The 14,117-nt window shown below is 57.6% G+C and carries 15 protein-coding genes; 5 read left to right on the top strand and 10 right to left on the bottom strand.

Annotation, left to right across the window (positions count from 1 at the left end; genetic code table 11):
* Positions 1–39 precede the first annotated feature (39 nt).
* Positions 40–558 carry an ureidoglycolate lyase gene (locus A8C75_RS12250; RefSeq protein ID WP_067382640.1) on the bottom strand — a complete coding sequence of 173 codons (519 nt, stop codon included), beginning with the start codon at positions 556–558 and terminating at the stop codon, positions 40–42.
* Positions 559–561: 3 nt separating this feature from the next.
* Positions 562–852, bottom strand: a complete 291-nt coding sequence (locus A8C75_RS12245) for a hypothetical protein (protein WP_067382636.1) — start codon at positions 850–852, stop codon at positions 562–564.
* 571 nt (positions 853–1,423) lie between these two features.
* Between A8C75_RS12245 and A8C75_RS12240 the strand changes: the two genes are divergently transcribed.
* From A8C75_RS12240 to A8C75_RS12230, 3 genes are all read left to right on the top strand, one after another.
* Positions 1,424–2,830, top strand: a complete 1,407-nt coding sequence (locus tag A8C75_RS12240) for a YfcC family protein (protein ID WP_227819904.1) — start codon at positions 1,424–1,426, stop codon at positions 2,828–2,830.
* Positions 2,831–3,420: 590 nt separating this feature from the next.
* Entirely contained in the window at positions 3,421–4,272 is an 852-nt protein-coding gene (locus A8C75_RS12235) for a MurR/RpiR family transcriptional regulator (RefSeq protein ID WP_067382634.1), read from the top strand.
* Between the two features lie 90 nt (positions 4,273–4,362).
* Positions 4,363–4,989 carry a glutathione S-transferase gene (locus A8C75_RS12230; RefSeq protein WP_067382631.1) on the top strand — a complete coding sequence of 209 codons (627 nt, stop codon included), beginning with the start codon at positions 4,363–4,365 and terminating at the stop codon, positions 4,987–4,989.
* 164 nt (positions 4,990–5,153) lie between these two features.
* On the opposite strand, the gene A8C75_RS12225 is transcribed toward A8C75_RS12230, so the two are convergent.
* From A8C75_RS12225 to A8C75_RS12195, 7 genes are all read right to left on the bottom strand, one after another.
* A complete protein-coding gene (locus tag A8C75_RS12225) occupies positions 5,154–6,308 on the bottom strand; it encodes a ribosomal protein uL16 3-hydroxylase (protein WP_067382628.1) in 1,155 nt (384 codons plus the stop codon).
* The gene (locus A8C75_RS12220; RefSeq protein ID WP_067382626.1) at positions 6,308–6,559 is read right to left on the bottom strand and encodes a hypothetical protein; all 252 of its coding nucleotides are present in this window, start codon (positions 6,557–6,559) and stop codon (positions 6,308–6,310) included. Before A8C75_RS12220 ends, A8C75_RS12225 begins: the two co-directional genes overlap by 1 nt.
* Before the next feature lie 262 nt (positions 6,560–6,821).
* Entirely contained in the window at positions 6,822–7,544 is a 723-nt protein-coding gene (trmJ, locus tag A8C75_RS12215; protein ID WP_067382623.1) for a tRNA (cytosine(32)/uridine(32)-2'-O)-methyltransferase TrmJ, read from the bottom strand.
* A 114-nt stretch (positions 7,545–7,658) separates the two neighbouring features.
* Positions 7,659–9,023 (bottom strand): adenylosuccinate lyase, encoded by a 1,365-nt coding sequence (gene purB / locus A8C75_RS12210; RefSeq protein WP_067382620.1) that lies wholly within the window; start codon positions 9,021–9,023, stop codon positions 7,659–7,661.
* A 144-nt stretch (positions 9,024–9,167) separates the two neighbouring features.
* A complete protein-coding gene (hflD, locus tag A8C75_RS12205; protein ID WP_067382617.1) occupies positions 9,168–9,839 on the bottom strand; it encodes a high frequency lysogenization protein HflD in 672 nt (223 codons plus the stop codon).
* A gap of 9 nt (positions 9,840–9,848) precedes the next feature.
* A complete protein-coding gene (mnmA, locus tag A8C75_RS12200; RefSeq protein WP_067382614.1) occupies positions 9,849–10,958 on the bottom strand; it encodes a tRNA 2-thiouridine(34) synthase MnmA in 1,110 nt (369 codons plus the stop codon).
* On the bottom strand, positions 10,955–11,437 hold the full coding sequence (locus A8C75_RS12195; protein WP_335623471.1) for an NUDIX hydrolase: 483 nt from the start codon (positions 11,435–11,437) through the stop codon (positions 10,955–10,957). The genes mnmA and A8C75_RS12195 overlap by 4 nt, the downstream gene beginning before the upstream one ends.
* A gap of 72 nt (positions 11,438–11,509) precedes the next feature.
* On the opposite strand from A8C75_RS12195, the gene moaE reads away from it, so the two are divergent.
* The gene (gene moaE, locus A8C75_RS12190; protein ID WP_067382608.1) at positions 11,510–11,962 is read left to right on the top strand and encodes a molybdopterin synthase catalytic subunit MoaE; all 453 of its coding nucleotides are present in this window, start codon (positions 11,510–11,512) and stop codon (positions 11,960–11,962) included.
* 109 nt (positions 11,963–12,071) lie between these two features.
* On the opposite strand, the gene A8C75_RS12185 is transcribed toward moaE, so the two are convergent.
* Positions 12,072–12,746: a pseudouridine synthase gene (locus A8C75_RS12185; protein WP_067382605.1), complete on the bottom strand. Its 675-nt coding sequence runs from the start codon at positions 12,744–12,746 to the stop codon at positions 12,072–12,074.
* A 95-nt stretch (positions 12,747–12,841) separates the two neighbouring features.
* Between A8C75_RS12185 and icd the strand changes: the two genes are divergently transcribed.
* Positions 12,842–14,101 (top strand): NADP-dependent isocitrate dehydrogenase, encoded by a 1,260-nt coding sequence (gene icd, locus A8C75_RS12180; protein WP_067382602.1) that lies wholly within the window; start codon positions 12,842–12,844, stop codon positions 14,099–14,101.
* The last annotated feature ends 16 nt before the right edge of the window (positions 14,102–14,117 follow it).

Here is a 14,117-nt window from a genome sequence, read left to right as displayed (position 1 = left end):
CCGTGCGTCTGTTGCCGACGGGCACCCGGCCAAGGACTCTTAGTCACACAGCAGCTGTGTGAAGTCCAGCACAGGCTGCGCGTCAGGCGCTAAATGGTGCTCATCACAGTTGTGCTTCTGCGTTATGAGGTCGATCAGTACAAAGTCCTGATCGGGGGCCAGCGCCAGCAGCGAGTGATGCCAGACACCGGGGTGGTAATTGACCCCCTGGGTTCCGTCGCAGAGAAAGGCACGGATATCCCGCCTATCAGGCGGTTCCCCCGCCGGTGCCACGACGACGATAAAGGGCGTCTGAGCCTGGGGGATAAATGCCTGGCTTGCGAGTGGGTGGCGCTCCAGCATTTTGATGGATAACGGTGAGGTCAGGGGTTGTGATCGCGCCAGGCTGATCGCCGCGTGACCATCCCGGGGATCGGCAAATATCTGCCCTATATCGTGATAGCGTATGGTCGCGCCGCCGTTGATGGCAAAATTCTTGCTGCCGTCCATTTCGATCACATCCCCAAAGGGTGCAAAGGCGGTACGCTCCAGCGGTTCGATTATCAGTGTTGTTGTCATCTATCAAGACTCCCTGTGGGCGTTGTCGATCTCGATACGCTGAATGTCGCCCGGGTGGCCCAGGGCCACAATAACCCAGTCATTGCCCGGCGTGCGGCGACGGGCGGTTTCCCAGCCATCCATCCACTTGCCATTGTCATCGAAGAGTCCTTCCTTCCACTGGGGCTCAGTGTGAGACAGCGTGCGGCTGGCTGATGCGAAGAAATCAGCGGTGCAGAACAGCACCTCGGCGCCAAAGCGGTCGTCGGCGAGGTTAGGCCAGCGGGTTGCAAGATCAGTTGCAGGCTTGGTCATGGTCATTATTTCCATCTTATTGATATTCAGTTATTCGCCGAAGGGCGTCGGGGGCTGGTGTCGATAATGTTTAATTCATTTTTAGCGGTTCCGTTAATATGAACTCATCATTATTCTGACTAAATAGTCAGTTAATTGGTCGGCTGTATCCATGGACTGTTTTATATTAATCAGGGCGATTTGGATGCTCTTGTAGGCCAGATTGTACGCAATCATTTTGCTTAATCAATACTGTTTTTTCACTTTTATTTTGTTTGAAAATTAATTATCATTCATTGGCTGGTCACAAGGATGTGCTCACGGTTTTCGAATTCGTGTCTGTGATGGATCGCGACAGCGCAGCACGCCGTCGGTGGTTTCACCTTGGCGGCAGGCCCGAATAACCTATTTGGAAAAGATGACAATGCGTGTGGTCGCCTTGACCGGACTCAAGGTAACCATGAGCACCAAATGACGGGTTCACAATAAAAATCATAAATGAGGTGTATATACTATGGCAGACGCCAACAGCAGCAGCCCAGGTGTGGCTGAGTCTCTGTCTGGTAACCGCACGATAGCCCCGGAGGTTGACGTGAAGACCAGAAAATCATTCGAAATGCCCCATATCTACGTCATTCTGTTCGTTTTCAGTGCTATCGCAGCCCTGATGACTTACATAGTGCCGGCCGGTCAGTATGACCGCATTCCCGGTCCCAATGGCCGTACCACCATCGATGCTGATTCCTTTCGAATCATTGAATCGACACCGGTTGGTCTGCAGGACTTCATGCTCGCCATACCCCGCGGTCTCATGGATGCCGGGGTGGTGGTGTTCTTTACTTTCATCATCGGCGGCATGTTCATGGTGCTGCGGCGTACCGGCATTATCGAGATCGGTGTCGACAAGCTGACACGTCGCTTTGCGCACAACAGCATAGTGGTGATTCCGGTTCTGATGGTGACCTTTGCGGTCATCGCAACCCTTATCGGTACCCAGGAGCTGGCGCTGGTCTATGTACCGGTGATATTGCCGCTGATGATTGCCTTGCGTTTTGACTCGGTCACGGCGGCGGGGGTGGCGCTCTGCGCCACCACAGCGGGCTTTACCGCCGGTGTGCTCAACCCGATCAATACAGGCTTGGGGCAGCAACTGGCGGGCTTGCCGGTATTCTCCGGCATGGGACTGCGCTCCATGGCCTTTGTAGCAATCCTTCTGACCGGTGTGGCTTATGTGATCCGTTATGCCAGCCGGGTGCGCAATAACCCTGAGCTGAGCCTGATGAGCGGTGATGCGGCCGAAGCTGAAAAGCGCAAGCGTTACCTGCATGCCGAGACTGAGGGCGTTCTGGCTGCAACGGCGCGACAGAAGCTGGCTGCCGTGGCTGCCTTTGCCTTCTTTGGCATCCTGGTCTGGGGTGTGCTGGAGCGTCACTGGTTCATGATGGAAATGGCGGGCCTGTTTATCATTATGGGCGTGGTTGTGGGTCTGATTGCCGGGCTTAAGACTGCGGATATCTGTGAAGGCTTTAACGAAGGCTTCCGCGATGTGCTGGTCGGTGCCTTTATTTGCGGTGTGGCCCGTGCGGTTGCCGTGGTGCTGGAAGACGGCCATATCATGGACACCCTGGTACATGGCCTTGGCGGCCTGGTGGGCGGCTTCCCATCCATGCTGTCCGCGATTGGCATGTTTGTATCGCAGCTGGGCTTTAACTTTGTTATTCCCTCGGGCAGTGGCCAGGCGCTGGTGACCATGCCGATCATGGCGCCGCTGTCAGATCTGGTGGGTGTCACCCGTCAGACCGCAGTGCTCGCCTATCAGCTGGGCGATGGCCTGAGTAACATCCTGTATCCAACGTCCGGTTATTTTATGGCTACCCTGGCACTGGCAGGTGTGGGCTGGAACAAGTGGGTCAAGTTCTTCCTGCCACTGTTTGGAATCTGGGTTGCCATTGCCATTGCTTTCCTGGCCTTCGCGCAGGCGACCCAGTGGATGGGTTAATAGAAAGCGCTAATTGATTCTCCTAATGCCCCCCGATTTGAAAACCGGGGGGCATTTTTGTATGTGCAGCTAAACGGCCGCGGAGCATAAAGTATATAGGTGAGTCTTGTTTGGTCCTTGTGCACAAGGTATAGAAGTGAATAGCACCACATCTTTAACTGGGTTAATCAATGCAGGTACTGATACAGCATTAAAATCATGCATGATGTTTATCTGAGTGAAACCGAATTGTTCTGATATTTAACTGTTAATGTATACAAAGTGAAAACAAATTTTTAGTTAGGCTGTATTTGAAACAAATTATCGTTTCGGCGCCTGTGCAATGTGAATGAACAAGACATGGGGGCTTTACATACAGGGCTCTTCGGAGCGAAAACGAGAAAGATGTACTCTGTAATCCCAGATTTCTGTGCGCTCGGGCACAGGCTGGGCGTGGCTGGCACGGCTAAAAAAACATCACCGCGGGGCGGGGCAGGGCATTTTTGTGCTTTAACTGTAGCCTGTTCGCAGCACTGCTGGCGCAGAGCAGATAGAATGGCGTCATCAGGATTCAGGCAACCGGCAAGACGGGTCTGTACAGGGGGATATCTATGAAGTTGCCAATCGAAGATCGCTTGCGTGAGATATATGAAGAGCTGCCTCGCAGTGAGCGGCTGCTTGCCGATATCATCATCGACTTTCCCGGTGATCTGGCAACCCATTCCATTTCCGAGCTGGTCGAGCGCGCTGATACTTCGAATGCCGCGGCAACCCGCCTGATCAAGCGCCTGGGGTACAAGGATTTTCGCGAGATTCGCAAGCAGGTGCGTGAGGCCAAGTCCGAAGGCTCGCCGCGCTATCTGAACACCTTCGATCACCATGCCGGGGATTTTCGCAGTGAAATCAAGCAGCATCTTGACTGCGAGATGGAGAATCTGGTGCGCAGCTTTGAGGCATTGAGCGAGGATGCGCTGCAGGAAATCATTCCGTGCATTGAGACCTCGGCCAAGATCTGGATTATCGGCTATGGCAACAGCTACATGCCCGCGCTCTATTTTCGCCAGCAGCTGATACAGCTGCGCTCCTGTGTGGAAGTGCTGCCGCGCCCGGCCCAGGCGATCGAGAAAGATCTCTGCGGTCTGACCGAGCAGGACCTGGTGATCGTGATCGGTTTTCGCAGGCGCAAGGAAGTCATTAGCCGCGTCATGACCTATGCCCGGGAGCTGGGCGCCAAGGTGCTCTATCTGACCGATCACACCGAAGACAAGACCGTGAATCTGGCAGACTGGACGCTGCGCTGCATGGTGCAGAGTACCTCCCTGTTTGATTCCTACAGCTCCGGCTTCAGTATGCTGAACTACCTTTGCGCCTCTGTGTCGGATCATATCGGGCGTGGGGCATCGGAGCGCCTGAGCCGGGCTGAAAAGCTGCATGAGCTGTTCAGCAAGATTGAAGAGAACTGAGGCTGTGCTTTGATGCAGGGGTGGCTTGTTCGGTCCCGGGGGCCGGAGTATTCTGCCAGCTTCGAAACTATGGATGGTCAGGGATTTTCTATGCAACTTTACTATTCGGCGGCATCTCCCTTTGTACGCAAGGTGTTGGTAGCGGCCCATGAGCTGGGCTCGGCTGATCGGCTCGAACTGCTGAGCGCGGCGGCCAATCCGGTGAATCCCAATCTGACGATCGCGGCTTTCAATCCACTGGGGCAGGTGCCCACCCTGATAACCGATACAGGCGCGGTGTTCTGTGACAGCCGGGTGATTTGCGAATACCTCGACGCTCAGGCCGGCGGCACGCTTTTCCCCCAGGGCGAGGCGCGCTGGGCGGCGCTGGTGCTGCAGTCCCATGCCGATGGCTTGCTGGATGCGGCTCTGCTGGCGCGCTATGAGCGCATTACCCGTCCAGAGGCGTTGCAGTGGGATGACTGGGAAGCCGGCCAGATGGGCAAGATTGCCCGTACCCTGGATCTGCTGGAGCGTGACATTGCGCTGATTGAAGGCTCGGCGGGTCCGGACGAGCAGCGGGTCGATATCGGCACCATAGCTCTGGGCTGCGCCTTGGGATACCTCAGCTTTCGCTTTCCTGACTTTAACTGGCGCGAGGGTCATGCCGGCCTTATGGCCTGGTTTGAGCGTTTCAGTCAGCGCCCGTCCATGCTGCAAACGGCCCCTAAGGGATAGTCCCGCCTGGGGCATGCAAGATGCAATAAAGGCTGCCGAGGCAGCCTTTATTCTTTGTTGGCATTGTTGCCGGGCGGGCTATGGGTTCCTGGTGTCGGGTGCAGGGTCTGGTTTTATACCGTTACCTTTTTCACCTTTCACCTTTCACCTTGCCCCTGCTTTATTCAGTCCTGCTCGTCGGCGTAGAAGATGCCCTGGTTGATCAGCTGGGTCAGTAGCTCCAGCGCCGCGTCTATGTCCTCGCCCAGCTCCAGGCCGCCGCTGTTGCAAATGCCGCTGAAGAGCGACTCCTGTGCTTCGGTGCCGGCATAACGGACGCCATCGGCAAAGAGTTCGCAGCCGTTGCTGCTGCGCCGCCAGGCCAGACGGGCGCCTTCGGTACGGCTCAGGGTGCCGCCGGACTCCAGGTAGGTGCGCAGGTTCTCGCAGCTGACGGGCTCTTCGGGTTGCTGATCCAGGTCCGGATACTTGGGCTCGGTCATGCAGCGGCCGAACCATTCGCCCAGCAGGGCATCGTCATTAATGTACTGGTTGAGGATGCCGCGCACCCGTGCCAGGGCATCGTCGCCAATCTGGGTGCTGTTGGCCTGAGGTTTCAGATCGGGGTCGCTGTAGCGCAGCTCATTGCTCAGGCGCTCACCGACAAAGTCGGTAAAATTGCGCATGATTTCGCCATGGGAGGGCGCACGAAAGCCCACCGAGTAGGTCATGCAGCCATCACCCACGGCGATGCCGCTGTGTCCCAGGCGCGGCGGTACATAGAGCATGTCGCCGGGTTCCAGCACCCAGCTCTGTTCGGCCTCCCATTCGGGCAGAATCATTACCGGGGCATCGCTGCGTTTGGGCGAGTCTGAGTTGAATTCACCGCCGACCTCCCAGCGCCGCTGTCCGGCGGCCTGAATCAGGAACACGTCGTAGTTGTCATAGTGCGGCCCGACACCGCCACCATCCACGGCATAGCTGACCATCAGGTCATCCAGACGCCAGCGCGGGATAAAGTCGAACTGTGCCATCAGCTCAGCGGCTTCAGGCACCCAGTGATCCACGGCCTGAACCAGCAGGGTCCAGTGAGATGGAGGCAGCTGGCCAAAGTGTTCTTCCTCGAACGGCCCCTGCTGCAGCTCCCAGTGATCGCTGGCGGGGTCCTGCAGCACGATGCGCGCTTCCACATCCTCTTCGCAGGCCAGGCCCGCCAGGTCGTCGGCCTCGATGACCGGCTCCAGATCGGGAAAGGCCTGGCGGATAAGCAGTGGCTTCTTCTGCCAGTATTCGGCCAGGAAGCGTTCAGGGGTCAGGTCGCCCAGGTTAAGTATGTTCATCAGCGCTGCAGCAGCTCCTTTAATTCATCGACGGCGCCTTCAAGTTCAGCCATGATCTTGCGCTGATCCTTGGCGGCGATGGCCGCGACGCGATTGTTGCCCACCAGGGTGACGCAGTGGCTGATAGTGTCCACACAGCGCTCGATACCGGCGAGATTGAGTTGATAGTTCTGGGTGCGTTCGGCCAGGTCGTGGATGCCGTTGCGCAATTCATCGGCCTGGCTCATCAGTGTCTTGATCTGGTTGTTCATCGTTCGGATCCCGGCAATGTTATCGGACAGATTCACACAGCTTGCTTGCGTGTCGACACTGGCTGTGAACGGCCAGCGTCGGGGTTATCAAGACTAGCCTGCAGCGCCTTGTCGGGACAACAGCCAGGCGGGTTGTGACGACTGTTTTTTGTCAGCCGTTTACTTTTTATGCTTGCCGAGCACTTCTTCCACCGAGGTTGCAGGGGATGGCGCGCAGCATGTCGGGGCCAGTGTCTTTCAGCGAGAATGACATCGATGTGATTTACTTTTTATGCTTGCCGAGCACTTCCTCCACCGAGGTTAGGATCCCTCGCAGCATCCCAAGCTCGGCCCGTTCCGGGCGACTGCGGTTGAAAAAGCGGTGCAGCTTGTCGAGCACACGGCCTTCATGCTGCGGAATGATGAAGTGGGTCAGGCGCAGTACCCGCTCCAGATGTTCATAGAACATCTTCATTTCACCCTGACGCGGATACTGGGCGCTGTCCTGTTTCACCGAGGGTGCTTCGTGGGCCATCCAGACCTCATAGCTCAGCAACTGTATCGCCTGGGCCACGTTGAGTACCGGGTATTCCGGGTTGGCCGGAATATAAACGTGGAAGTTGCAGCGCTTGAGCTCATCGTTATGCAGCCCCATGGTTTCACGGCCGAAGACGATGGCAATTTCACCGTCAGCGGATTCCGCCGCGCACTTGATGCCGCATTCGCGGGCATCCAGCTGGGGCAGGTCGAAGGTGCGATTGCGCGCGCTTGTGCCTATTACCAGCTGGCAGTCGGCGATGGCTTCATCAAGGCTGCCAACGACCCGGGCGCTATCCAGCACATCCTTGGCGCCAGCGGCACGGGAGTCGGCATCGGGGTGGGGGAATTCACGCGGTTCCACCAGCCAGAGTTGCGTCAGCCCCATGTTTTTCATGGCCCGCGCCGCAGCGCCTATGTTGCCGGGATGATAGGTGTTGATCAGTACAATGCGGATATTCTTCAGCATGGGAGTTCCGAAGGCAGTTCGGGTTATGCGTCGATTGGCCTGCGCAGGCAGGCACAGAGTGCGGCCACCATTGAAAACGGGGCCCTGGGGCCCCGTTCATTCAGCCCGGATCAATCAGATTGATTCGGCCTGTGCCACAGCATTACCGATGTAATTCTGCGGTGTCAGAGCCTTGAGCGATGCCTTGGCGTCGTCCGGCATATCCAGGGTGTCGATAAAGTTCTGGATGGTCTCGCGGTTCATGGTGTGACCACGGGTCAGCGCCTTGAGCTTTTCGTACGGCTCTTCGATGCCGTAGCGGCGCATCACGGTCTGGATCGGCTCGGCCAGGACTTCCCAGGCGTTCTCGAGGTCTGCATCCATGCGCGCGGCGTTCAGTTCCAGCTTGCTGATGCCCTTGAGGGCCGACTGGTAGGCGATCAGGCTGTGGCCAAAGCCGACACCCAGATTGCGCAGTACCGTGGAGTCGGTCAGGTCGCGCTGCCAGCGGGAGACCGGCAGCTTGGCGGCCAGGTGCTGCATGATGGCGTTGGCGATGCCGAGGTTGCCTTCGGAATTTTCGAAGTCAATCGGGTTCACCTTGTGCGGCATGGTGGACGAACCCACTTCGCCGGCAATGGTGCGCTGCTTGAAGTAACCCAGGGAAATGTAGCCCCACACATCGCGATCGAAGTCGATCAGGATGGTGTTGAAGCGGCAGATCGCATCAAACAGCTCGGCGATGTAATCGTGCGGCTCGATCTGAGTGGTGTAGGGGTTCCAGTCAAGGCCCAGGCTGGTGACGAAAGACTCGGCGTAGGCCTGCCAGTCGACATTGGGGTAGGCGGAGATGTGGGCATTGTAGTTGCCGACTGCACCGTTGACCTTGCCGAGGAACTCCATCTGCTCCAGCTGCTTGAGCTGGCGCTGCAGACGGTGCGCCACGTTGGCCATTTCCTTGCCCAGGGTGGTGGGCGAGGCGGTCTGACCGTGGGTGCGGGACAGCATCGGCTGGGCGGCGAAATCGCGTGCCAGGGTCGCGATGGCATCTTTTACCTGCTGCATCTGATCCTGCATCACGGCCAGGCCGTTTTTCAGCATCAGGGCGTGGGACAGGTTGTTGATATCCTCGGAGGTGCAGGCAAAGTGCACGAATTCGCTGATCTTGGCCAGTTCGTCGTTGCTGCCGAATTTTTCCTTGATGAAATATTCAACGGCCTTGACGTCGTGGTTAGTGGTGCGCTCGATGTCCTTGACGCGCTGGGCATCGACTTCGCTGAATTCGCTGACGATAGCGTTCAGTTGCGCGTCTGTGGCAGCGCTGAAGGGCTGCACCTCGACGATGCCGGGGTGGTTGGCCAGCTGTTGTAGCCAGCGGATCTCCACTTCGACACGAAAGCGGACCAGGCCGAATTCGCTGAAAAAGGCGCGCAGGTCAGCAGTTTTGCTGCCGTAGCGGCCGTCGATGGGGGATATGGCGGTAAGGGCAGAGAGCTCCATGAAACGTCTCGCTGTGACTGTAGGGTTAAAAAAGTGGGCGCATTATACCGAAAATGCAGCGCCCGCGTATGACTTATGCACAGATCTGCAGACGAGCCGCCCGGGTGAACCTTAGGTCCGGGGGTATTAGTCTGCAGGTTCGCCTTATTGCGGGGCCTGCAGGCGCTGCAGTGAGGGTCGTACCCGGTGCTTGAAAAACAGCAGTTGCCAACGGCGGCCACCGACCTGCTGCCAGAGCATGGCGGCGCGAATGCCGGCCAGCAGTAGCGCACGGATCTTGGCGGCATTGTCGGCATTCTGCAGATGGCGCGGGTCGCCGCCCACGTTGATGCGAAAACTGAAGGTGCTGATCGTTTCCTGATACAGGCTGGCGATATTGGCCACTACGTTGGTGTGGGTGAACACCGCCGGGTTGTCCATTAGATCGCCATCCTGACCATTGAAATACTGCGCCTGCTGGCTGATCTGATCGATTCGCCTGCCGAGGGTTGCAAGCATTTCCTTGTTGGAGGCCAATTTGGCCTGCAGGGTGATCATGCTCAGCACATAGTTGATCAGGTTGCGGTTCTGATCGCCCCGGCGCTTATCGATGAAGTCACCCAGAGTCTTAAGGCCCAGATGCAGATTGTGGGGCAGGTCATGGGCACCCCCGAATATATCTTCAGTGCAGTCCGGCGTTGTGACGAAAATGCTGTAGAGGCTGGCTTCGAAGCTGTTCTGCGGAATCATGCCGCGAGTGGCGATCTGATCCACCAGGGTTGCGGCCTGGCACATGGCGGCCAGGGCGATGGCCTGTTGATCCTGTTGGCGTGACATCTTAAGCGCTTACTCCGAGCCGGTTTTACCTGTGGTTTCAATGACCCCGCCACCCAGGCAGGTCTTTGCGTCGTAGAACACCACGGACTGGCCGGGTGTCACGGCGCGCTGGGGCTGATCAAAACGCACCCTGTAACTGCCATCTTTGGCTGCGTCGATCACACAGTCCTGATCGGCCTGGCGATAGCGCACCTTGGCCTTACAGCGGTGAGGCAGGGGCGGGCACTGGCCATTGATCCAGAAAATTTCAGTGGCGCTGAGCCAGTCGCTGAACAGCAGATCGTTCTGTTTGCCCTGTACGGCGATGAGCACGTTGCGCTCCAGATCCTTGAAGGCGGCAAACCAGGGTTCTTCCGGGTGGTTTTTCAAGCCGCCGATGCGCAGGCCCTGACGCTGGCCCAGGGTGTAGTACATCAGGCCATTGTGCTGGCCTATGACCTCGCCGTCCGGGGTTTCGATAGCACCGGGCTGGGCGGGCAGGTACTGCTTGAGAAAATCCGCAAAGCGCCGTTCGCCGATAAAGCAGATGCCGGTGCTGTCTTTCTTGGCATGGGTGGCCAGGTCGTGCTCTTCGGCGATGCGGCGTACTTCGGGTTTTTCGAGCTCGCCCACCGGGAACAGGGTCTTGGCCAGTTCAGCTTCGCCGACCTGGTGCAGGAAATAGCTCTGATCCTTGTTGTTGTCCAGCCCCTTTTGCAGCCGGGTATGGCCGTGCTGATCCTGGCGGCGCACATAGTGGCCGGTGGCGATAAGGTCGGCCCCCAGCTCGCCGGCGTAATCGAGGAAGGCGCGAAACTTGATTTCCCGGTTGCACAAAATATCGGGGTTGGGCGTGCGACCCGCGCGGTATTCATCCAGGAAGTGTTCGAACACGTTATCCCAGTACTCGGCGGCAAAGTTGGCCTGGTGCAGCTTGATCCCCAAGCGGTCGCAGACGGCCTGGGCATCGGCGAGATCCGCCAGTGCGGTGCAGTATTCGGTGCCGTCGTCTTCGTCCCAGTTTTTCATGAACAGGCCCTCGACCTGATACCCCTGCTGCATGAGCAAAAGGGCTGAAACTGAGGAATCGACGCCGCCGGACATGCCGACGATTACTTTGGTGTGGGTGTTTTCGCTCATGGTGATGTCGGATCGGATCTCAGGGCAGAATGTTCTGTCACAAATTCAAGCGGATAACGCCGTCCCGCCAGGTAGTCATCAATGCACTGCAGTACCAGCGGGCTGCGCAGCTGATCGTGGCGCTCGTGTAGCTCGTCGCGGCTGAACCAGTGGGTGGCAATGATGTCATCGTCCAGCCTGTAGTCTTGCCCCCGCGCAAGCAGCGTCGCAACAAAGCAGAAACGGTAATAGGTTACCCCATTGGACGGCGCCTTGTAGGTGTAAAGCCCGACCAGGGATTCCGGGCGCACCTGCCAGCCAGTTTCTTCCAGGGTTTCACGCACGGCGGCCGCTACGATAGTTTCGTCTTCCTCGACATGGCCTGCGGGCTGATTAAATACTCGCTTGCCGTCGGAGTTTTCCTCAACCATAAGGAAACGACCATCCCGTTCCACGATGGTGGCGACGGTTGCGTGGGGCGTCCAGCACATCGGTTTCATATCCGCCAATTCAAGGGGTGCACACGATAGCATTAATGCTATGATTTTTCCCGCCCGCAACAGGAGTCATGCATGAGTGATTTTATCAGTATTCAAACCGAGGACTTTGATATCGCCGGTCTACACGCACAGCTGCGTGCCGAGGATGCCAGCTGCGGCGCTATCGTCACCTTTACCGGCATTGTGCGCGAGCTTGAAGGCGCCGAGCGGCTGCGGGGTATTTTCCTCGAGCATTACCCTGGCATGACGCAAAAGGCGCTGGTCAAAATTGTTGCCCAGGCCCGGGAGCGCTGGCCACTGGGGCAGGTGTGTGTGATTCATCGTATTGGCGAACTGCTGGGCAACGATAATATCGTCTACGTCGGTGTGGCCTCGCGCCACCGGGTGGCGGCGTTTGAGGCCGCCCAGTTCATCATGGATTATCTCAAACGCGATGCGCCTTTCTGGAAAAAGGAACTGCTGGGCGATGAGGCGCGCTGGGTCGAGCAAAAGGGCACTGACCTGGATGCGGCGGAAAAATGGTGAATCGTAAGCCGTAAGCCGTAAGCCATAAGCCATAAGCAGTAAGCCATGTAAGCCATAAGCCGCAAGAGCCCATGCTGCCGCCGGGCTCTGTTGAACGGATAGTGCCGCTCTAGCGCCGCTTGGGTGTTTTTCGGCTGGTGGTTGTTTTTCCTCTGCTTTTTCCATTCGCGGGTTTCTGGCCGGGGCGCTTTTGTTCGCCGCCAGGCGCGCGGACTGTGGCGTTGCTGTTGCCTTGCACGGGTGACGGGGCTTCAATGCTGCGGTATTCCCCAGGCTTAAGGCCATCCAGTGACCAGCGGCCTATGGCGGTGCGTATCAGGCGCAGGGTCGGAAAGCCGACGGCCGCAGTCATGCGTCTTACCTGGCGATTTTTCCCTTCGGTGATGCGCAGTTCGATCCAGCTGGTGGCAATTTCTGCCCGTTGGCGGATCGGCGGATGGCGTTGCCACAGTTTCGGATCCTCGACCCGCTCGGCTTTGGCCGGTGCTGTGAAGCCATCCTTGAGCTCCACGCCCTTGCGCAGGGCCGCCAGCGCCGCTTCGCTGACCTCACCCTCGACCTGGGCCAGATAGGTCTTCTCCATCTTGTGACGCGGATGGCTCAACTGATGCTGCAGGGCACCGTCGTCGGTTAGCAGCAGCAGCCCCTCGGAGTCATAGTCGAGCCGGCCGGCGGCATAGACATCCTTTTGGCGGATAAATTTGGCCAACGTCTTGCGACCCTGGTCATCGGTGAACTGGGTCAGTACCTGAAAAGGCTTGTTGAACAGGATCAGCTGGGACATGGGACCTGATGGGCTATAGTGCGATAGCGGCAGAATTGCCTTTGTGTATACTCAGTCGGGCGATACTACTACGAATGTATTCAGTGGAGTAGAGAATGGGATATCAGAAAATTCAGGTGCCAACCAAAGGCGAAAAGATCACGCTCAATGCCGACTTTTCCCTGAATGTCCCCAACAACCCCATCATCCCCTATATCGAGGGCGACGGCATCGGTGTTGACGTCACCCCGCCGATGATAAAGGTGGTGGATGCTGCAGTCGACAAGGCGTACGGCGGCCAGCGCAAAATTTCATGGATGGAGGTCTATGCCGGCGAGAAAGCGACGCAGATCTATGATCAGGATACCTGGCTGCCGGAAGAGACTCTGGCTGCGTTCAGGGAGTTTGTGGTGGGCATCAAGGGCCCGCTGACCACGCCAGTCGGTGGTGGCATCCGCTCGCTGAACGTGGCGCTGCGCCAGGAGCTGGATCTGTATGTCTGTCAGCGTCCTGTGCGCTGGTTTGAAGGGGTACCGAGTCCTCTGAAAAACCCGCAGGATGTGGACATGGTGATCTACCGTGAAAACTCGGAAGACATCTACGCCGGGGTGGAGTGGAAGGCGGGTTCGGCGGAAGCCGACAAGGTTATTCGCTTTCTGAAAGAGGAAATGGGCGTTACCAAGATCCGTTTTGACGAGAATTGCGGTATTGGCATCAAGCCGGTGTCCCGTCAGGGGACACGGCGGCTGGTGCGTCAGGCGCTGCAATACGCGGTGGATAACGATCGCGCCTCTGTGACCCTGGTGCACAAGGGCAATATCATGAAATTCACTGAAGGTGCCTTCAAGGACTGGGGTTACGAGCTGGCCCAGGAAGAATTTGGCGCCACCTTGCTGGATGGCGGCCCCTGGATGAGCTTCAAGAGCCCAAAATCCGGCAAGCAGATCGTAGTCAAGGATGTCATTGCCGATGCCATGCTGCAGCAGATACTGCTGCGCCCGGCTGAATACGACGTGGTAGCGACGCTGAACCTTAACGGTGACTATATTTCCGATGCCCTGGCGGCAGAAGTCGGGGGTATTGGCATAGCGCCTGGGGCCAACCTGTCCGATGAAGTGGCGATCTTCGAAGCCACCCACGGAACAGCACCCAAGTATGCCGGCAAGGACCAGGTCAATCCGGGCTCCCTGATACTGTCGGCTGAAATGATGTTGCGTCATATGGGCTGGCTGGAGGCGGCGGATCTGATCCTCAAGGGTGTCGATGGCGCCATTGCGGCCAAGACCGTGACCTACGACTTTGAGCGGCAGATGGACGGTGCCACCTTGCTGAAAAGCTCGGAATTTGGTGATGCCATCATTGCCAGAATGCAGTGAGGCAATGATTTAGCCT

Source organism: Marinobacterium aestuarii, from assembly GCF_001651805.1.
Lineage (GTDB): Bacteria > Pseudomonadota > Gammaproteobacteria > Pseudomonadales > Balneatricaceae > Marinobacterium_A > Marinobacterium_A aestuarii.
Note: the sequence above shows the minus strand (reverse complement) of the source record. Positions and strands in the feature narration are given on the sequence as shown.